A 20476-nucleotide genomic window follows, 5' to 3' on the forward strand; every position below is an offset into this window, starting at 1 on the left:
AATACGAATATACAAATCACTGAAAATCAATTATTAAATCATTTCTTTCAATATAACTTTAGAAGTGTTAAAGTTTAAAAAAAAGAAAAAATACCTGTTATTTTAACAATCACAAGTTGAATTATTTATTACTTTTATTTCCTGCTAATCATAGTAATATTAAGTCAACATTAGTTTTATGTCAAGATTAGCAAATCTATTTTTCACTGATTTATTAACCTAAAAAATGATTTTTTTGAGTAAAATTGAAATTATTGTCGCTTCTATTTTTATGGTTTTAAATTATATAATTTTTTCAAAAACTATTTTAAAATACAAGCAATTAAATACCGCTTTTACCCAAATAGTAATTGATAAAAAGTAACACCTAAAGGTTAGGAAAAAGATTTACAATACAACTACTTTACACAAGTACACTACTAGATTGCAATCTTTAAATGTATAGAAAACCAATGGTTTTATTGTGAAATTTACATTTTACTATCAAAGTAATAGCTCTATTTATAGACAATCCATTTTAAAAAGAGTTTTTATCTTTATACTAATTTAGTATTTTATATACTTTGAGTTTAAAAAGAGTTTGAATACTTTTTAGAATGTTCGAAAATGTTTTATTTTTGTTTATATCTATAGGATACAAACAAAAGTAAAAAGAGAAAGACTAATCAAAATGACTAGTCTTTCTTTTTTTTTATTCCTTTACTAAATAAATACCATCTTCTTTTATCTCGATAAGTTTCTCTTTATACAAAGCACCTATGGCTTTCTTAAAAGTTTTCTTGCTCATTTTAAGAACCGTTTTTATGTCTTCGGGATGAGAATTATCTGTTAGACGCAAAAAGCCCCTACTGGCTCTCAATTCATCTAATATTTTTTCAGCATTGGGCTCTATACTCTGATAACCTTGAATTTGCAACGAAACATCTATTTTGTTATCCGGTCTAATATTCTTGACATATCCTCGCATACGATCGCCTGTACGAATAGCGTCATCATAAACTTCGTCTTTATACAAAAGCCCTTTGTGCAGTTCATTGATAATGACATTGATACCAAGTTCTGTTATATGAGAAACGATTAGTTCTACTTCTTCTCCTTTTTCAACGGTAAGATGATCATTTTTCAAAAATTGATTCAATTTACTAGAGGCTACCAAACGATTGGTTTTTTCATCCATATACAGATACACCAAATAACGTTTTCCTTTTTCCATAGGACGCGCCTGCTCTTTGAACGGAACTAGAATATCCTTTTCCATACCCCAATCCATAAAAGCACCTATTTGATTGGTATAATTCACACGCAAGAGTGCGAATTCATTAAGTAAAATATAAGGTTCTAAAGTTGTAGCAACTGGACGTTCTTCGTGATCCAAATAAACAAAAACAATAAGCTCCTCGCCTATTTCAAATTCATTTGGAACATATTTATTGGGTAAAAGAATATCGTGTACTCCTTCGGGATCTTGCTCTGGGTTTCCTAAAAACAAACCTACTTTGGTATCCCGTAATATAGTAAGCGTATTGTATTTTCCTATTTCAATCATTTTTGTATCGATTCTGAGTTGTTGAACAACTTATTTAAAGCGCAAAGGTACGAAGTTTGAAAATGGGAATTCGAAAAATAATCCCATAAAAAAACGCCCAATTAAGGACGTTTATATTCGGGTCAATCTATGGTCTAATTGAAAACACTTTCTTTTTTAAAATGAACAGCCAATAAATAATAAAAAACGGCTCTGTATTTATTTTTATTTGATTTTCCATAAATTTCTAAAACAGCATCTATACCTGCATCAAGAGCTGAATCATCAGGTAAACCCAATTTCTTAATTAAAAAATTATTTTTGACAGTAACCAATTCTGCTTTTTGTGTTCCTGAAACTGTAGAAGAATCTGGATTATAAATTGACGGTCCACAACCAATAGTTACTTTTGTCAATAAATTCATATCCGGAACAATGCCGCATTTGTCTTTCAAATCGGCTGCATACTTTAAAATTAATTCATCTCTTGCACTCATAATAAAATATTTAAAGATTATTTTAGTTTAACTATCTCAAATTTAATCATTTATTTTAAATATGTGCGATTTTTATACATTATTTTTTTAAAGCATTTTCAATTATATTTTTACCAAAGTAAGAATTATACATTTACAAATTACACCACTTAATACTAGAACTAAACCAACTCTTTAAAATACTGCAATAAAATAGAATTATTCTCTAATGTTGGGGTAAAAACTTCAAGAATGCAAGGATTTTCATTTTGACTATAAACACATGTTAATGCGTTAGTCAAACTCAACTCATCATTGGCCGCAACATAATCGAATCCATACATTTTAGCCAAATGTTCGGCAGTCAAATTATGCGAAGTTTCAAAAAAAGTATTAAAAACAGGCGTTTCATCGTGTCCTGGCAAAATTCTAAAAATTCCACCTCCACCATTATTAATCAAAATGATTTTAAAATTTTTCGGAAGGTAATTGTTCCAAAGTGCATTGCTATCATATAAAAAACCAATATCTCCGGTTATAAATACAGTCTGTTTTACATTTGCGACAGCTGCACCAATTGCAGTCGAAGTACTTCCGTCTATTCCGCTCGTACCTCTATTGCAATACACTTCGATTGAAGGATCAATTGGAATTAATTGTGCATATCGAATAGCGGAACTGTTACTGATTTGCAATTGACTGTTTTGAGGCAAAGTACCAATCACGTTCTCAAAAACTTTGAAATCTGAAAAAGGAATTTTTGACAAATAAATATCGTGTTTTTCTTTTCGCACGGTTTTAACCGCATTCATTTTAGAAAAATAATCACTTTCAATAATTTTTGTCAAGGGTATAAAAGCCTCGAAGAAAATATTGGGATTTACCTCAAAATGTTTTGTCAAGCATCCAAAAGTATCATAGGCTCGCAATGTATCGATATGCCAATGGTGTTTGGGTTGGTATTTTCTCAAAAAAGCCTTGATTCGTTTGGATACAACCATTCCACCAAAAGTAATTAGAATTTCAGGTCTAAAAGCTTCAAAATCATCCGCTGTAAAAGGTGTTATTATAGTATCAATGTTATTTATAAAACTAGCGTGATGCACATTCGATGTTGTTTCTGTCATCACTACTACCGATTCATCAGTAGCGAAAGTCTCAATAGTTTTATTGGAAATGCTTTCAGGATCGTTTACACCTACTAATATCAGTTTTCGGGTAGCCTTGTTCCATAGAGTAGCATATTCCTGCAACTCTTGGCTATTAATTTCCTGTATAATTTTAGCGGAAGCGAAAACGAAACTGTTTACACTTAGATCCGAAACTGTTTCATACAAAGGTTCTTCAAACGGAGCATTGATATGCACAGGACCTTTTTTATCGATTGCCGTATTGATGGCTTCGTTTATTTTAAGATCATTTTCGTCTGAAACTGTTTCTAATAAATTAGCATTGTACAAAGAATGGTTCGCAAATACATTTTCCTGTCGAATGGTTTGCCCGTCCCCAATATCTATCTTACTTTGAGGACGATCTGCAGAAAGTACAATCAGTGGAATCTGACTGTAAAACGCTTCGGCAAAAGCAGGATAATAGTTTAACAATGCCGATCCCGAAGTACAAACAAGTACTGTAGGTTTACCAGTTTGCTGCGCAATTCCCAGTGCAAAAAAAGCTGCTGAGCGCTCATCGGCAATGCTGTAACATTTAAAAGCGGGGTTACTGGCAAAACCTATCGTTAAAGGTGCGTTTCTTGAGCCTGGTGATATAATGATATTGGTGATTCCTTTGGCTACTAAAATTTGAATAATACTTTGTGCTAAAGGTATTTTGGGGTAAACCATTTTTAAAGTTAGAAGTTAGAAGTTAGAAGTTAGAAGTTTTACAACTACAACCTAAAAAGCAAAGTTACAAACTTGACAACGAAATCCTTTATATCAATCAACTTTTTGCTATTTTTGAGGCTATAAAAATTTAAAAATGAAAATCAAAATAAGACCTTACCAAACTGAGGATACGCAAGCCATATTGGATATCATTAACTACAATATCCTAAACTCAACTGCCTTATACGATTACAACATTCGAACTTACGAACAACAAAAAGCCATTTTAGAAGATAAAACCAACAAACATTTCCCTGTAATTGTTGCAAAACAGGATGGTAAAGTAGTTGGTTTTGGTATGTATAGTGAATTTCGTTTTAGGGAAGCTTACAAATACACTGTAGAACATTCCGTTTATGTAGATAATGAACATCACGGACAAGGGATTGGAAAATTGCTATTATACGAATTAATACAATTGGCCAAAAACCAAAAATTGCATACTATGATTGCAGTAATTGATGCCGAAAACCAAAGCAGTGTTGATTTTCATGAAAAATTTGGATTCAAAACCGTTGGAATTATCAAAGAATCAGGTTACAAATTTGACCGTTGGTTGCATTCGGTTTTTATGCAATTGATTTTGGAGTAATTTTTTGGTAATTAGCTATGATCTCTAACTTTACTATTTATATCATTAAAATATGATACCTAACAGGTTAAAAAAAAACTGTTAGGATTTGCGTTTCCCAATAGTTTTTTTTTAAAAGCTGTGCGGTATATATAGCTTCAAAACATAACCCGAACAACAAACCATAACCCCATAAAGAATAGTATCTTTGCCTTTTTATACATACTATGAGTTTTACACTGCTTTCTTCCCCTTTGCAAGGATTTACCGATTTTCGTTTTAGAAATGCTCAAAATAAATATTTTGGAGGTATAGATACTTTTTATTCTCCTTACATTCGCTTGAATGGTAAATTGGCTATAAAATCATCTTACGAGCGTGATTTGCTTCCAGAAAACAACATTGGTCTAGAAGTCATTCCGCAAGTGATTACGAATGATGCAGATGAATTTATATTTGTGGCAAAATATGTTAGAGAACTTGGATATAAAGAACTAAACTGGAATCTGGGTTGTCCCTATCCAATGGTTACAAAATCGGGTATGGGCTCTGGTCTAATCAGTAATACCGAAAAAATCAATCATATACTTGAAAGAGCGCATAATGAAACTGACATCATTGTGTCGATGAAAATGCGTTTGGGATATGATACAACACAAGAAATTCTTGATGTTTTACCAATTTTAGACAAATACCCAATAAAAAACATTGCCATACATGCCCGCTTAGGAAAACAACTGTACAAAGGTGGAGTGCATCTGGATGCGTTCCAACAATGTATTGACAATACTAAACACAAACTGTATTACAACGGAGATATTACTTCGGTGGCTAAATTCCACGAAATGCAAGAACGCTTTCCTTCTATTGATCATTGGATGATTGGTAGAGGATTGATTGCAGATCCTTTTTTACCAAGTATGATTAAAAGTAATACTACAGAATATCCCAAAAACAAAATGGAATTGTTCAGCGAATTCCATGATACGCTTTACGAAGGATACAGCGAGTCATTATCTGGTCAAACACACATACTACTGAAAATGCATCATTTATGGGAATATTTTTCGGCTATATTTTCAGATCCGCATAAGGTTCATAAAAACATCAAAAAGTCTAAAAGTATACGAAATTACGAAGCTACGGTTAAGGAAGTTATTGCTAAAGGGTAGTTATGGGTTATGGATATAAAAAAAGAGTTTGCTAAAATTAGAGGGCACTGAAAAAGTCTCTCGAATAAGGAAAATGAAAATAACTGAAAAGGAGCGAAAACACTATGGTTTCGCTCCTTTTAGTTATTATAAGCCCCTTGTAATCTAAGAAGATTAAATTTGACTAAAAAAAGACGATTAAATAAAATCAAAGCCTTATTTAATCGCTTTTTTTAATGATTTTTGAAAATAGGGACTTTTTCAGTGCCCTCCAAAATTAGCAAACTCTTTTTTTTAACGCTATCGGGACTTATTACTAAGAAACTGATCACTGACCACTTAAAAAACTATCCTTTTACCCAATTTACAATGTTTTCATCCATTGGTTTTACTTTAGAAAGATATACTTTGACTAATTCACCTTTTTCATTGATAAGGTATTTTTGAAAATTCCATTCTACTTTGGAATCTTGAACACCATTTTTGGATTTTTGTGTCAAAAATTTATACATCTCACACATATCATCGCCTTTTACAGAAACTTTACTCATCATAGGGAAAGTTACACCATAATTGGCTTGACAAAATGTTTTAATCTCTGCATTGGTTCCTGGCTCTTGACCACCAAAGTTGTTGGCAGGGAATCCAACAATTACAAAACCTTTGTCTTTGTACTGTTTATACAAAGCTTCCAATTCTTTATATTGTGGTGTGTATCCACACTCTGAAGCAGTATTAACAATTAATACTTTTTTACCTTTTAGCGAGGCAAAATCAAAAGTCTTGCCTGATAAATCTTCTACTTTAAATTGATAGATGTTTTGTTTCACTTGTGAATGAATTTGGATACTAAAAAGGAATAATGCGCAAATCGCTACAACTAGTTTTTTCATGTTTTAAAATTTTGATATAAAATTAAACATTTATTTGTCTTGTTAGAAAATATTATAGTTCAACAACTGTTATTATTAAATTAATTTTTTATAAAAATAAATGGAACGCTTATATTTATTTTCTAATCATTTTAAAAAGTTATACCGTCATCTGATTTAAAATATTCCAGCAAAAAAAAGATGCTCCAAAAGGAGCATCTCATTAACTAATTGTAAATGATAATCTACAAGGTATTCTTTAACCAAAATACTAACCAACCATTTTGCATTTTAAAAAATATAAACCTAATACAATTATCTAGTGTTAGACATTTCAAATACCATGCCAAAACCCAATTAAAAGCCATTTTTATCGATAAAAGTAATTTTAAATTTAAAAAAATAAGATTTATTTTATATAAAAAAAGGTTCCAATAAAACTATCGAAACCTTTTTTTATATAATACAATACCGAATTACTTCTTGTAATATTTTCTATATTTTGGATAAGCCAAAGCTCCAATTAAAGATATTGATCCCAGTGTATACCAGATCCATGCTAAAGAATGTGCCTCACCACTAGCATAGGAATGCAATCCTACCAAATGAAAATTTACTCCATAATAAGTAAACAAAATAGAAACAAAGGCAAACATACTCATTAAATTAAAGATCCATTTTCCTCTTAAAGAAGGAACAAAACGAGCGTGAATCACAAAAGCATAAACCATTATACTTATCAATGCCCATGTTTCTTTTGGATCCCATCCCCAGTAACGACCCCAGCTTTCATTGGCCCATTGCCCTCCAAGAAAATTACCAATGGTCAACATAATTAAACCAATAGTCAAAGCCATTTCGTTTATATAAGTAATTTCTTGAATATTCAAATCCATTTTGGCTTTGTTCTTTTCATTTGTAAAAAATATTAAAACTAAAGACACAAAACCTAAAATCATACCCAATGCAAATGGCCCATAGCTCGCCACAATAACAGCTACGTGAATCATTAACCAATAGGAATTTAATACGGGTTGCAAATTGGCAATTTCTGGATCAACCCAATTGGCATAAGCTGCAGATAAAATCATAGCAGTTACAAAAGCGGCTGAAGCAACGGTCAATTTTGATTTTATATCAAAAGCCAAACCAAAAAACATTGTTGCCCATGCTACATAAACAATGGCTTCATAAGCATTACTCCAAGGCGCATGACCAGAAATATACCAACGAGCTACTAATGTTATGGTATGTAAAACAAATAATATTCCTATGAGAACATGCATTGAATTGACTAAAACATTTAAAACTTTAGATTCTTTAAAAATCTTAAGAATAGTAAACATTAGCATTAAAATTGCTGCTAACAAATAGGCATAAGGCAGTTTTTGAAGCAAATCATATTTATTATATGTGATTTCCAAATTAATTTTATCATCACTCGGCCTTACTTTGCTTCCAAACTTCTTTTGAAAATCATTAATACTTCCCAATAGTTCATCGGCAGTTTTGTAATTTTTACTTTCAATCGCATTTGCCAAAGTTCCAAAATAAAGAGGTAAAATACTTTTGGTATAAGTAGAATCCATTCCTTTTAAACCGGCATTTCCAAGTTCCAAGTATGAAATCCACTTATTCCCTGGATCATTTGGTATTGGAAAAATCCTTAATATACTTCCACTTAAAGCAGATTCCATTAAGTTTACTTTCTTATCCGTTTCTATGAAATCTTTTTCAAATTGATTTGGATTTCCTGCTTTGTAGGCTCCATCTAAAAAAGGAGATAATTTATAGTTTCCTTTTTCATCAAAGAAAGCAATAAAAGGAGCATACTTATCTTTGGGATCAATTCCGATAATTTTACGAATGCTATCATTTCCTGATTTGATATAAATCAGTGGTATTTCGATCCAAAGTTGAGCACTTTGAGTCATTGAAATAAATACTTGATCAGAGTTCATTCCGTTGTAGGTATCAGAATGACTTACTTTTCTCAACAACTCCGAAGAGAAGGTATTGATAGGTTTCATTCTTCCCCCTGCATCTTGAATAACCAATCTACCAAATTTTGCAGCATGCTTTTCGTCTACGGTATAAATGGTCAATAAAGAATCTAACTGTTTTTTAGTAGGTTTTACCCGTACTTGATGAGCAGCTTGATCAGGATTAGCTCCATCAGCAGCATGATTGTGTTCTTGTGCAAAGCCATTCAAACTAAACAATAGTACAAAAATAGATACTAATTTGGCTTTTTTATTTTTCACAACTTCCAACTTTCTTTTTAAATCTGCAAAACGAGAATGCTTAGTAAACATTATAGCCATCATTGAAAAAAACAACATAAAATAGCCAATATAAGTTATGGTTGTACCCCAATAATCATGATTTACAGACAAAACAGTTCCTTGCTCGTCTGGATCGAATGAAGATTGAAAAAAGCGGTATCCCTCGTGATCCAAAACATGATTCATGAATATTTTATAATCAAATGAGGTTGTTGAATCTTGAACTGTAACATGGCTTTCAAAAGAAGAAAAGCTTTTCTCAGTTCCAGGATATTTTTGGGCTACAAAATCATTAAGCTTAATATTGAAAGGCAAAGTATATGTTTTAGTTCCATATATAAATGTATACTCAAGCTTTCCAATTTTCACATTTATTGGTTTTCCTGATTTTCCTTTGGATCCCATAATTTTCACTTCCTTTACTTGTCCATCAGTTTTGAGATTTAAAACCAATAAATCCTCAAGATTTTTTTCTTTAAAATCATTTTTAGATTCATAATCAAGTACTCCTTTTGTAGCTGGTTCAGGACAAACAAAACGAATATCTCCAATACTGTACAAAGAACGCATCATCAAGGGTTGAGTAATATCTTTCACTACTTTTCCTTGCAACTTATCTGCCATTCGCATAAATTCACCTTCAAATGGCATTTGAATTGTATAACTATCTCCTGTTGTATTGATATTTATGGCGCCTTCAGTATATTTATTTAAAGAAAAAAGAATGTTATGAATATTTTGTACTTCACCCTCTTTTAAAAAATGTTCTTCTCGTCCACCATCACCCGCTTCTACCAACTTAAAATACAAACTCCCTTTGGGATCCGGTTTTATGTATTGTTTGGCACCCATAATGAAATTTTTATATTCTACTTCAAAGTCTTTATTGTCAAAATCTCCTTTTATAGAAAAATCATTATTGGTTACAGGCGAAAGTAAAAGAGCTTTTTCAAAAACTCTACGTTTCATCTCCCCCTTATAATCCCCATCGATATAAAGAGTCAAATATGTTTTATCCGAGTAGAATTGATTTTCAGTTGCGCCTTCTCGTATTGGCATCATACCTTCAAAACTTATATAACGTGTTATAAAAGCACCCGCAATGATAAAAATAAAAGCCAAATGAAGCATTAAAGTAGCCCATTTTTCTTTTTTGAGTAATTGATAGCGTTTGATGTTCCCGATGAAATTAATCATAAAAAACAGCATAATAGCTTCAAACCACCAAGTATTATAAACTAAAATTCGAGCTGTGTCAGTATTGTATTTACTTTCTATAAAAGTACCCGCTCCCATTGCTATTGCAAAAGTTAAAAACAATAAAGACATTAATCGGGTAGAAAACAAGACAGAGAATAATTTTTTATTCATTTGGAATTGAATTTAGTTTTATTTATGTATCGCAAAAATACTTAAAATTATCCATTTGTATAAGGAGAGAATTGTTAATTTAATCAAAATTTAAGGATGATTTTTTAAATGAAAAACAATAAATCATATCTTTTAATGTTATTTAGTCGATAAAAAATACCTTTAATCTCTTCATTTTTTTTTGTTAATTTTGCCAAATGATTAAAATAACGATTATCGGTTCAGGAAATGTAGCACAACATCTTATTGATGCTTTCGCAAAAAGCGGAGCGGTAGAAATCATGCAGGTTTTTTCTAGAACCCAAAAGCAAATTTCCTCACTTCTGGATTCGAGTAAAATCACTAATGACTGGAATGCTTTGATAGAAACTGATTTATATATCATTGCTGTTTCTGATGATGCCATTGCAAGTGTTTCTTCGCAATTGCCTTTCGAGAATCGTTTAGTTGTTCACACTTCGGGGAGTGCTCCATTGACAATTTTGGATAACAAAAATAGAAAAGGTGTTTTTTACCCTTTGCAAACTTTCACCAAAGGGAAAACTATCGATTTTAATGCAATTCCATTTTGTCTTGAAACCCAAAACGAAAGCGATTATGAAATCCTGGAAAAAGTAGCCAAATCCATATCTCAAAGTGTTTACAAAATTGACTCGCACCAACGCAAAGCATTGCATGTAGCTGCAGTTTTTGTCAATAACTTTACCAATTATTTATACCAATTGGGTAATGATATTTGCCAAGAAAACCACGTTCCGTTCGATATTTTGAAGCCTTTAATTCTTGAAACGGCCGAAAAACTCTTGACGCTTTCTCCCAAAGAAGCGCAAACAGGCCCAGCCAAACGCAATGATATTTCAACAATTGAAGCGCACGAATCTTTTTTATCCAATGAAAATCAATCTACTATTTATAAAATATTAACCCAATCTATACAAAATCATGGCAAAAAGCTATAAAGAAATAATGAATGATATTACTACGTTTGTCTTTGACGTAGATGGCGTACTTACAGACAGTTCTGTCTTTGTTACCAACGAAGGAGAAATTCTTAGAACAATGAATATCCGTGATGGTTATGCCATGAAAGCAGCTGTTGAAAGCGGTTACCATGTTTGCATCATCTCGGGCGGAAGCAATGAAGGCGTTCGAGTAAGACTTCGAAATTTGGGTATAACCGACATCCATTTGGGCACTCCTGATAAAGTAGAAACCTTCAAAGAATATACAGATGTTTACTCCATAAACCCAGAACACGTTTTGTACATGGGTGATGACATTCCCGATTATCATGTGATGAAATTAGTAGGATTACCAACTTGTCCGCAGGATGCAAGTCCAGAAATCAAAGCAATTTCAAATTATATTTCACATAAAAATGGTGGAAAAGGCGCTGCTCGTGATGTAATCGAGCAAGTGATGAAAGTACAAGGAAAATGGATGACTTATTTTGATGGAAAACACGATTGATTAGTAATAAGTAATCAGTTTGTTAGTAATCAATTGTAATACTTAATTAATGGGGCATTGTTCAGCTTGTTAGTATCCAGAAATCAAAAAAATGTATACCACATGCAGTATGTTTAAGAACTAAAAACTGAATACTAGATTTTTTTAATCTGAACACTAACAAACTGAACACTAAAATCTGATAACCCACAACTGATTATTAAATACTAGATTCTACAATTTGAACACTAAAAAACGGAACACTGAACACTCAATATGAAGTACCTTAAACTCATTCGTTACCAAAATCTACTGATGCTTGCCTTGATGCAATTGCTATTTCGGTATGGTTTTTTAAATTTTCAAAGCATTCCTTTAACCCTTACAGATTGGCAATACTGTTTATTAGTTTTCGCAACAGTCCTTATTGCTGCTGGCGGATATGTGATCAACAACATTATGGATCAGGCAACTGATACAGATAACAAGCCTAGTAAGGTTGTTGTAGGTAAAAGCATAACAGAAACGCTAGCCTACAATATTTATTTTGCATTGAATATATTAGGAGTTGGTGCTGGTTTTTATTTATCGAATGTGATTGAGAAGCCCGGATTTGCATCCATTTTTATTATCATTTCGGCTACTTTGTATCTTTATGCAACAAGTCTTAAGCAAATGTTTCTAATCGGGAATTTTGTCGTGGCGCTATTGTTGGCTATCAGCGTACTCATCATTCCAATATTTGATCTTTTACCCATAATTAACCCCGGAAACCAAGTCGTTTTGGCCGATTTGTTCTCCATTATTCTAGACTATGCACTTTTTGCTTTTGTTATAAATTTTATACGAGAAATTGTAAAAGATTTAGAAGATGTAAATGGGGATTATAACCAAGGAATGAAAACCTTACCTATTATTTTGGGCAATAGTAGAACAACAAAATTAGTAATGGTTTTGAGTTTAATTCCATTGGTAATGGTGCTATTTTACATCAAAAAATACTTTTTTGCATATGATTTATATTTAGCTACCATTTATGCACTAATCACTATAGTTGCTCCATTAATTTATTTTGCAATAAAAATGGCTGATGCCAAAAAGACTCAAGATTTTCATCATTTGAGCGCTGTTTTAAAAATAATCATTTTTTTTGGGCTATTTTCTATAGCTATTGTTACCTATAATATATTGCACCATGCTTAAAGAAAAACTTAAAAACTACAAACTCATATTAGCATCTGGATCTCCTAGAAGACAACAATTTTTTAAAGATTTAGACTTGGATTTTGAAATTCGCTTAAAAGAAATAGAAGAGATATTTCCTACCGAATTAAAAGCAGAGGAAATCACAAACTATCTTGCACAATTGAAAGCCAGTGCTTTTGAAGGCGAATTACAGCCCAATGAAATTCTGATTACAAGTGACACAATTGTTTGGCATAATAATAAGGCTTTAGGCAAACCAAAAGACCATCAAGACGCTTTTGATATTTTAAAATCATTATCAAACGCCACGCACGAAGTCATAACATCGGTATGTTTCAAGACTAATTCATCAACTAATGTACTATTCGAAACAACAAAAGTCACTTTCAATGCGTTAACTGATGATGCCATTCTTTATTATTTAGAAAACTATAAGCCTTATGACAAAGCAGGAGCCTATGGAATTCAGGAATGGATTGGATTCATCGGAGTTTCAAAAATTGAAGGATCATATGCCAATGTAATGGGAATGCCAACAGATAAAGTATTTGATTATTTGGTTAATTTATAAAAAACACAAAATGAATTTTTTCAACTATTATCTAAAAGAGGAAATCAGTACAGGAGTTTTGCTGCTGTTTGTTTTTATTGCTCGCACAATTGTTTACAAAGTTGTGCAAAAATATGCCAAAACCAGTCAGATAATAGAGCGAAGAACCAATTTAGTCATCAAATACATCAATATCCTTATCACCATTTTAGCCCTAATCACCCTGATATTAATTTGGGGGGTGAAAGCCGAAGACATTTTTATTACGCTTTCCTCGGTTGCCACAGTTATTGGAGTAGCAATGTTTGCTCAATGGTCTATTTTAAGTAATATTACTTCTGGAATTATTTTATATTTTTCATTTCCGTTTAAAATCGGTGACATCATCTTAATTCACGATAAAGATTTCCCCGAAGAAGGCGAAATTGAAGACATTGGTGCCTTTCACGTAACCATGAAAACCAATACTGGTGAAACCGTAATTTATCCCAATAATTTATTTTTCCAAAAAGGAATTTCAGTTATTAAGAAACCTTTACACAACGATGAAGAGTTCACCGATTAATTAGATGAATAAAAATACAAATTTGTGGTTTTTAATATCTTCATCAATTCATAATATCAATTTGGGCGTGTCCCTTTGCCTCCTCAAAAAAGACGAGACCAAGGGTCGTGCTGTACGTTCCCGCTTTTTTTTGATTCCGCAAAAACGGAATCAAAAAAAGAGCTCCACTGCCATCACTCACGCAAAACATTAAATATCAACTTAATTTATAAATAAACCCCAAATCTAAATTTAAATACAATGAAAACAATTAAATTATTTATTATCGGATTACTGTTTCTTGCAGCAAGTTCAACGCAAGCACAGGTATCGGTTAATGTAAACATTGGCACACCTAATGTCAATGTAAATATAGGCACTCCTCCTGTTTGGGGCCCTGTAGGCTATGATGAGGTAGAATATTACTATTTGCCAGACATACAAATCTATTATGATATCCGATTGGCACAGTACATTTATTTTGGAAATGGAAAATGGATTCGTAGTAGAAATCTACCAAGTCATTGCAGAAACTATGATTTATACAACGGGTATAAAGTAGTATTGACAGATTACCATGGCCGTTCTCCTTATACACATTTTCACAACCACAAAGTGAAGTACTATAAGGGTTATAAAGGAAAACCTCAAAAATGTAGAGGCGAATATAATGACCGTTATAAACAAGATCATGATAATGACAACCGTAATTACGAAAATCGTGAAAACAATCGTGAAAACAATCGTGAAAAACACGGTAAACATGAAGGAAAAGAAAAACATTAAATTCATTTCCCAATTTTAATCAAAAGAGCGCTAATCTAAAGCGCTCTTTTTTGGTTTTAAAAATTATATTTTTCACCATTATAATTGTTTTTAAAAAAAATAACAAAACAAAACCTCATAATGGCATAGTTATTGATAAAAGGACTAAAATAAATCACAACAAAGTATTTATAAAAAACTTTAGGGTTATTTTTTTAAATACTTCAAACTATAAATATATTTTTAATAAACATGAAAAAAGGTATTTTTTTATTATCAATCATTACACTAGCTTTTGCTACTTCTTGTACAGATCAGGAAAATTTAAATTCAGAAATAAATACAGTTAAAAATGCTATTGTAATCAATAACAATCAAACGCAATTGAATCAACGTTTGGATTTAACCAACTCAGGAGTTATCTCAATTATCAATCCATCAACAAGAAAAAATTTGGTCACTGAATCGGAACAATTTCCTTTAACACAAATTGCTGAATTCAATGCGCCAAAAGACAGTCAAGGCAGATCACTACAAGCAAATCACGTAGCTGTGAATGGAAATTACGCATACGTTGCATATACATTGCAAGGAAATGAGTATTCTGGAGCTATTGATATGATTGATGTATCTGATCCGTACCTACCAAAATTAGTTATGTCAGCTTTAATTGCAGATACCGATATTACTTCCCTAGTCTATACAAATGGTAAATTAGTTATTGGTGGCGCTACCAACTCTGATAAAAATGCTGCAATTCAATCACCTGCTATTGTAATGTATATGGAACTAACATCGAGTGGAGCGCTAACAAACAACTATAGTACAAATGATATTTCAAGTTTCGCAGCTACAGATGTTACAGCAAATAGCTCTAATTATTTTGCTGTTTCGGGAGACACAGGAAGCTTATATAAATTTGACAATACTACTAAACAAATATTGGGCAGTAAAGCTATTGAAGATCTAAGATCTGTAGCAGTTATCAATGACAAAATAGTCACTTTAAGCGGTACAAAAGGGATTAACATATACAATACATTAAATTTAGAATTGGTTAAATCATTTTCTACTTGGAAAGATGTAGTACAAGGTGCTAAAAGAACCATAGATTTTATTGGTGATAAACTTTTTGTCTCCGAAGGTTATCAAGGATTGGGAGTTTATAATATGACTTCGGGAACAAAAATTCAAACTATAGCATTAATTCCAACCGCAACTACAGAACCTGATGATGTTGTGACAAATGCCGTATCAGTAAATGGCGATTATGTTTTTGTTGCCAATGGAGGAAATGGACTTAATGTATACAAATCATCAGATCAATTAGCATTAATAGGAACCGTAGGAATCAACGGATCTTCTAATTATGTTAAAACAAGTGGTAATTATATTTATGTTGCCAGCGGTAAAGGTGGATTAAAAATCATCAAAATGGAAAAACCGGTTACAACACCTTCTATTAATTGTTCTGGCTTACCAGTTTACAATGGTGGTCAGGAATTAAATATTAATTCTGGACAAACAGTAGGATATTCAGGATCTACTGCTATTAATAAAGCTAATATCAATGCAAGTTTTACACATTGTGGTGCCATTTCTATCCAAAATGACGTAAATATCAATTCGGGTGGAATTTTTAAAATGTACGGAACCTTAAGTCAAGGTAAATACCAACAAGCAAATCCAACTCGTTTTACTGTTAATGGTGAATTACAAATTCAAGGTTCTGTTGTTATTTGGGGTGACCTCGTAATGAATAGCGGTGCTAAAATTTCATTCTTAGGAAATGATTCTTCAATTACAGTTTATGGCAAAGTGACGAAAAATTCTGGCGTTACGATTACTGGAAAATATACCGGAACCAATTTATAATGTTTTGAATTTATTTTTAGAATCAAAACCAGACATAGTAGGTCACTAAAGTATAATCTGGATTAAAAAAAAGCTGCAACATTTACATCTGTTGCAGCTTTTTTGTTTCAATCTGTATGCCATAAAATTAATTTATAAATACGTTTCTAACCATTCAAAAATAGCTTCAAACACAAAATTTCGCACAGGTTTTCTCGACAATACTAAATCGTGTATAGCACCCTCAAATTCAATAATAGCTTTATTAGGTGACTCAATTAATTTTGCTCTTTTTACTATATCATTTACATTCAAAATAGCATCTCCCTCAAACATTTTTTCACTCCATATTTTTGGATAAACTGATTTTAAAGAGTGTAATATCAAAATTGATTTATAAATAGAAATTCCTTTTGCAATACTAGAATGCCCCTGATGTATAGCATTTACCCAACCCGCATTAATAGAAGGAGCTGCGTGAGGTTTCCATTTTAAATTATAATCCCATTCTCCAAAATAATTTTTATGCAAACTTTTACCATAAAACTTAGAAAAACCAATAGGCAGAGCAATATTTGGATTTAGTCTACCCAAAAAAGCAAGCAACGGAATTACAGTCTTTTTTTGAATCCAAGGAACGTTAAAATCATAAAAAGGACTATTACAAATCAATACATCAAAGAGTTCAATTCTATTTCGATCCGCCGCATACAATGATATGATAAGTCCTCCAGTTGAATGGCCATAAAGAGCAATTTCTGTATTACCTTCATTTTTGATGATTGCTAAAGCGGCATCCAAATCTTCATAATATTCTGATAAATTTCTGACGTTATTGGGTTTGTGATTGGGCAGAATAGACCTGCCATATTTCCTTAAATCTAAAGCATAAAAATGATAATCTTTTTCCAAGAATTTTTCAGCAATAATTGTTTGAAAAAAATAATCATTAAATCCATGAATACATAAAACAGCTTTTTTTGATTGATTTGGATTCTTTTTCCGAATTAAAGTAGAGACAACAGCACCTTCGTAATCGTCGGGATGAATAATGGTAGTTTGTTCAAAACCATTTTTTAAAATATCTTCGATGTATTTCATACGCATCGTAATTAGGTTAAGTTACTTTATTTCAAAATACTTCTATTGTTATACCTGCTAAAATACTGTTTTCAATACTCTAAATTTACTATTCTAATTTTAAATAATATCAATTATAAAATTTATTTTTTTTAATGATTTTTCAATGATTTAAAAATATACTCTTGAAAATGGACAAAAAACATTAACATAACTTTTGTATTTGTTGTTAAAAAATCCCATAATTAAATTAGTATTTTTGAAGCTAATCCATTTAAATTTATTCTAAAAATTAATTTAGAACTACAAATATTCTTTCTATGCAAAAGATTTTTATAAAATCAATTCTCTATTTTCTTCTCTCCATACAAATAATAAACGCTCAAAAACCTCAAAAACCAAATGCTGCTGAAATATACAATCAAATTGAGAAACTAAATTTTCTTGGTAGCGTTTTATATATAGCGGCACATCCAGATGATGAAAACACTCGTTTAATATCTTATATGGCAAATGAAGTTCATGCTAGAACGGGTTATTTATCATTAACGAGAGGTGATGGCGGTCAGAATTTAATTGGTCCACAATTAAGGGAATTACTTGGGGTTATTAGGACTCAAGAACTCCTTGAAGCAAGAAAAATAGATGGAGGAGAACAATTTTTTTCCAGAGCCAATGACTTTGGATTTTCCAAAAATCCTGATGAAACACTTGCAATTTGGGACAAAGAAAAAGTACTTGCTGATCTTGTTTGGACAATCCGAAAATTTCAACCCGATGTGATCATTAATCGATTTGACCATCGCTCACCTGGAACTACTCATGGTCATCACACTTCGTCAGCAATGCTTAGTGTAGAAGGATTTGACTTAGCCAATAATTCCACTTCGTTTCCAGAACAATTGAAACTCGTAAAAACTTGGCAGCCTAAACGTCTATTTTTCAACACTTCTTGGTGGTTTTATGGAAGTAAAGAAAAATTTGACGCAGCCGATAAAACCAATTTATTTAGTATTTCTACAGGTGTGTTTTTTCCAACTCTCGGAAAATCCAATCAAGAAATAGCAGCATTAAGTCGAAGCTCTCATAAATCACAGGGTTTTGGTAGTACTGGGGTTCGAGGAGAGGACACCGAATATTTAGAATTTTTAAAAGGGGAACCCCTAAAAGATAAATCTTCTCTTTTTGATGGAATCGATACAAGCTGGAATCGCATAAAAGGAGGCAAACCAATTGGAGAATTGATAAGTCTTATTACGAAACAGTACGATTTTAAAAACCCATCTGCTAGTATTCCAAATTTAGTAAAAGCATATTCTATGATTCAAGCATTGGAGGAAAATCATTGGAAAATCATAAAAACGGATGAATTAAAAAAAATAATTACCGGTTGTTCTGGATTGTATCTTGAAGCAGTTTCAAACTTTCAAGAAGCGACTCCGGGGAGTATTGTTAAACTTAATTTAGAAACAATAAATCGAAGTACAGTAGTAATGCAACTCATCAGTGTTACTACTTTACCAGAACAAAAAACCACAGTATTGAACACTGATTTAAGATATAATATTTTGCAAAATAATAGCCTTGACCTACAATTACCAAAATCTATAAATTATACACAACCCTATTGGTTAAATGAAAAAGGAACTGAAGGACTATATGCTGTAAATGATCAACAAAACATTGGAATTCCTGATATTATAAGAGAAGTAAAAATATTTTTTAATATAAAAATCAATGGTGTAGAAATACCGTTCGAAAGGACGATTGTTTACAAATACAATGATGATGTAAAAGGTGAAATGTATAATTTCCTAGACATTGTACCTGAAGTAACGACAACAATTCAAGATAAAGTATTGCTTTTTCCAAACACCAAACCCAAATATGTTGGTGTAAGTATAAAAGCAGGAAAAAATGATATAAAAGGGGAATTAAAATTGGATTTACCCAAAGATTGGAAAGTTTTTCCCCCATCCATTCCTTTTCAGATAAGTAAAAAAGGGACAGAACAAACCGTTTATTTTGAAGTTACTCCACCGGCCCAAATGAGTGAAATTACAGGAAAAAGCATAGCAACCATTGACGGGATACAATATGACAAAGAACAAATCAACATTAATTACGATCATATTACAAAACAGCAGGTTTTAAAAGCATCCGAATTAAAATGCATTCGATTGGATTTAAAAACCAATGTAGAAAGCATTGCATATATCATGGGAGCTGGAGATGACGTTCCCAAAAGTTTGACTCAAATGGGATACAAAGTTTCCCTTTTGAAAACAGAAGAAATAACTCCAGAAAAATTAGAGTCGTATGATGTAGTTATGACGGGTATACGTGCGTACAATACTATTCAAGCTTTGGCAAACAAACAAGAAATTTTATTCGATTTTGTAAAAGGAGGAAAAACTATGATTGTACAATATAACACTACCGATGATTTGGTTACCACAAATATTGCACCATTTCCATTAAAAATTTCAAAAGACAGAGTAACCGAAGAAAATGCCGAGGTTCGTTTTCTTACACTTAATCATCCTGTTTTGAATTACCCAAATATAATTACACCAAATGATTTTAAGGGATGGAAACAGGAACAAGGATTATATTATCCAAAAGAGTATGACAAAGCCTTTACTCCTATTCTATCTTCAAATGACAAAGGCGAAAGTGCCAAGGAAGGGGCGTTATTAATCGCTCCCTATGGAAAAGGCAATTACATTTATACAGGATTAAGTCTGTTTCGAGAATTACCGGAAGGTGTTCCTGGAGCTTTTAAATTAATATCGAATATGATTTCGATAAAACCTACTATTAGCGTCCCAAACCAAAAAGTTAAAAATTAATAAAAGTAAAAAACATGAAATATAAAAATTCTAAAATTT

At 31.8% G+C, this 20476-nt stretch carries 16 protein-coding genes; 10 read left to right on the plus strand and 6 right to left on the minus strand.

Annotated features, from left to right (window positions below; all coding sequences use genetic code 11):
• Positions 1–691: 691 nt before the first annotated feature.
• The 3 genes from OZP06_RS17310 to menD all read right to left on the minus strand — a co-directional run bounded on the left by OZP06_RS17310 (position 692) and on the right by menD (position 3845).
• Entirely contained in the window at positions 692–1546 is an 855-nt protein-coding gene (locus tag OZP06_RS17310) for a S1-like domain-containing RNA-binding protein (RefSeq protein WP_269222968.1), read from the minus strand.
• Positions 1547–1680: 134 nt separating this feature from the next.
• Positions 1681–2022, minus strand: a complete 342-nt coding sequence (locus OZP06_RS17315; RefSeq protein WP_269222969.1) for a DUF2853 family protein — start codon at positions 2020–2022, stop codon at positions 1681–1683.
• 161 nt (positions 2023–2183) lie between these two features.
• Positions 2184–3845, minus strand: a complete 1662-nt coding sequence (gene menD / locus OZP06_RS17320; protein WP_269222970.1) for a 2-succinyl-5-enolpyruvyl-6-hydroxy-3-cyclohexene-1-carboxylic-acid synthase — start codon at positions 3843–3845, stop codon at positions 2184–2186.
• 136 nt (positions 3846–3981) lie between these two features.
• Between menD and OZP06_RS17325 the strand changes: the two genes are divergently transcribed.
• Positions 3982–4479, plus strand: a complete 498-nt coding sequence (locus OZP06_RS17325; protein WP_269222971.1) for a GNAT family N-acetyltransferase — start codon at positions 3982–3984, stop codon at positions 4477–4479.
• 206 nt (positions 4480–4685) lie between these two features.
• Entirely contained in the window at positions 4686–5630 is a 945-nt protein-coding gene (locus tag OZP06_RS17330) for a tRNA-dihydrouridine synthase family protein (protein ID WP_281324029.1), read from the plus strand.
• 326 nt (positions 5631–5956) lie between these two features.
• On the opposite strand, the gene OZP06_RS17335 is transcribed toward OZP06_RS17330, so the two are convergent.
• Together OZP06_RS17335 and ccsA are read right to left on the minus strand one after the other, a co-directional pair.
• Positions 5957–6502 carry a glutathione peroxidase gene (locus tag OZP06_RS17335; RefSeq protein ID WP_269222972.1) on the minus strand — a complete coding sequence of 182 codons (546 nt, stop codon included), beginning with the start codon at positions 6500–6502 and terminating at the stop codon, positions 5957–5959.
• Between the two features lie 455 nt (positions 6503–6957).
• A complete protein-coding gene (gene ccsA / locus OZP06_RS17340; RefSeq protein WP_269222973.1) occupies positions 6958–10137 on the minus strand; it encodes a cytochrome c biogenesis protein CcsA in 3180 nt (1059 codons plus the stop codon).
• A gap of 197 nt (positions 10138–10334) precedes the next feature.
• On the opposite strand from ccsA, the gene OZP06_RS17345 reads away from it, so the two are divergent.
• The 7 genes from OZP06_RS17345 (at position 10335) to OZP06_RS17375 (ending at position 16526) form a co-directional block, all read left to right on the plus strand.
• Positions 10335–11096: a Rossmann-like and DUF2520 domain-containing protein gene (locus OZP06_RS17345; protein WP_269222974.1), complete on the plus strand. Its 762-nt coding sequence runs from the start codon at positions 10335–10337 to the stop codon at positions 11094–11096.
• On the plus strand, positions 11080–11607 hold the full coding sequence (locus OZP06_RS17350; RefSeq protein WP_269222975.1) for an HAD-IIIA family hydrolase: 528 nt from the start codon (positions 11080–11082) through the stop codon (positions 11605–11607). Before OZP06_RS17345 ends, OZP06_RS17350 begins: the two co-directional genes overlap by 17 nt.
• Before the next feature lie 255 nt (positions 11608–11862).
• Entirely contained in the window at positions 11863–12789 is a 927-nt protein-coding gene (locus tag OZP06_RS17355; RefSeq protein ID WP_281324030.1) for a geranylgeranylglycerol-phosphate geranylgeranyltransferase, read from the plus strand.
• Positions 12782–13363, plus strand: a complete 582-nt coding sequence (locus OZP06_RS17360; protein WP_269222976.1) for a Maf-like protein — start codon at positions 12782–12784, stop codon at positions 13361–13363. The genes OZP06_RS17355 and OZP06_RS17360 overlap by 8 nt, the downstream gene beginning before the upstream one ends.
• Before the next feature lie 10 nt (positions 13364–13373).
• On the plus strand, positions 13374–13907 hold the full coding sequence (locus tag OZP06_RS17365; RefSeq protein ID WP_281324031.1) for a mechanosensitive ion channel domain-containing protein: 534 nt from the start codon (positions 13374–13376) through the stop codon (positions 13905–13907).
• A gap of 240 nt (positions 13908–14147) precedes the next feature.
• Positions 14148–14672 carry a hypothetical protein gene (locus OZP06_RS17370; RefSeq protein WP_269222977.1) on the plus strand — a complete coding sequence of 175 codons (525 nt, stop codon included), beginning with the start codon at positions 14148–14150 and terminating at the stop codon, positions 14670–14672.
• Positions 14673–14903: 231 nt separating this feature from the next.
• Entirely contained in the window at positions 14904–16526 is a 1623-nt protein-coding gene (locus tag OZP06_RS17375) for a hypothetical protein (RefSeq protein ID WP_269222978.1), read from the plus strand.
• 132 nt (positions 16527–16658) lie between these two features.
• Here OZP06_RS17375 and OZP06_RS17380 read toward each other — a convergent pair whose 3' ends face one another.
• Positions 16659–17606: an alpha/beta hydrolase gene (locus tag OZP06_RS17380; protein WP_269222979.1), complete on the minus strand. Its 948-nt coding sequence runs from the start codon at positions 17604–17606 to the stop codon at positions 16659–16661.
• A 299-nt stretch (positions 17607–17905) separates the two neighbouring features.
• On the opposite strand from OZP06_RS17380, the gene OZP06_RS17385 reads away from it, so the two are divergent.
• Positions 17906–20437 carry a PIG-L family deacetylase gene (locus OZP06_RS17385; protein WP_281324032.1) on the plus strand — a complete coding sequence of 844 codons (2532 nt, stop codon included), beginning with the start codon at positions 17906–17908 and terminating at the stop codon, positions 20435–20437.
• The last annotated feature ends 39 nt before the right edge of the window (positions 20438–20476 follow it).

The sequence above is a fragment of the Flavobacterium sp. IMCC34518 genome, from assembly GCF_027111095.2.
Lineage (GTDB): Bacteria > Bacteroidota > Bacteroidia > Flavobacteriales > Flavobacteriaceae > Flavobacterium > Flavobacterium praedii.

Bases quoted from the DNA above. Each gene is read 5' to 3' on its own strand.
- OZP06_RS17315 (WP_269222969.1), bottom strand. From the start codon at position 2,022: ATGAGTGCAAGAGATGAATTAATTTTAAAGTATGCAGCCGATTTGAAA.
- OZP06_RS17375 (WP_269222978.1), top strand. From the start codon at position 14,904: ATGAAAAAAGGTATTTTTTTATTATCAATCATTACACTAGCTTTTGCT.
- OZP06_RS17365 (WP_281324031.1), top strand. From the start codon at position 13,374: ATGAATTTTTTCAACTATTATCTAAAAGAGGAAATCAGTACAGGAGTT.
- ccsA (WP_269222973.1), bottom strand. From the start codon at position 10,137: ATGAATAAAAAATTATTCTCTGTCTTGTTTTCTACCCGATTAATGTCT.
- OZP06_RS17385 (WP_281324032.1), top strand. From the start codon at position 17,906: ATGCAAAAGATTTTTATAAAATCAATTCTCTATTTTCTTCTCTCCATA.
- OZP06_RS17370 (WP_269222977.1), top strand. From the start codon at position 14,148: ATGAAAACAATTAAATTATTTATTATCGGATTACTGTTTCTTGCAGCA.
- OZP06_RS17345 (WP_269222974.1), top strand. From the start codon at position 10,335: ATGATTAAAATAACGATTATCGGTTCAGGAAATGTAGCACAACATCTT.
- OZP06_RS17355 (WP_281324030.1), top strand. From the start codon at position 11,863: ATGAAGTACCTTAAACTCATTCGTTACCAAAATCTACTGATGCTTGCC.
- OZP06_RS17330 (WP_281324029.1), top strand. From the start codon at position 4,686: ATGAGTTTTACACTGCTTTCTTCCCCTTTGCAAGGATTTACCGATTTT.
- menD (WP_269222970.1), bottom strand. From the start codon at position 3,845: ATGGTTTACCCCAAAATACCTTTAGCACAAAGTATTATTCAAATTTTA.
- OZP06_RS17310 (WP_269222968.1), bottom strand. From the start codon at position 1,546: ATGATTGAAATAGGAAAATACAATACGCTTACTATATTACGGGATACC.
- OZP06_RS17350 (WP_269222975.1), top strand. From the start codon at position 11,080: ATGGCAAAAAGCTATAAAGAAATAATGAATGATATTACTACGTTTGTC.
- OZP06_RS17325 (WP_269222971.1), top strand. From the start codon at position 3,982: ATGAAAATCAAAATAAGACCTTACCAAACTGAGGATACGCAAGCCATA.
- OZP06_RS17335 (WP_269222972.1), bottom strand. From the start codon at position 6,502: ATGAAAAAACTAGTTGTAGCGATTTGCGCATTATTCCTTTTTAGTATC.
- OZP06_RS17360 (WP_269222976.1), top strand. From the start codon at position 12,782: ATGCTTAAAGAAAAACTTAAAAACTACAAACTCATATTAGCATCTGGA.
- OZP06_RS17380 (WP_269222979.1), bottom strand. From the start codon at position 17,606: ATGAAATACATCGAAGATATTTTAAAAAATGGTTTTGAACAAACTACC.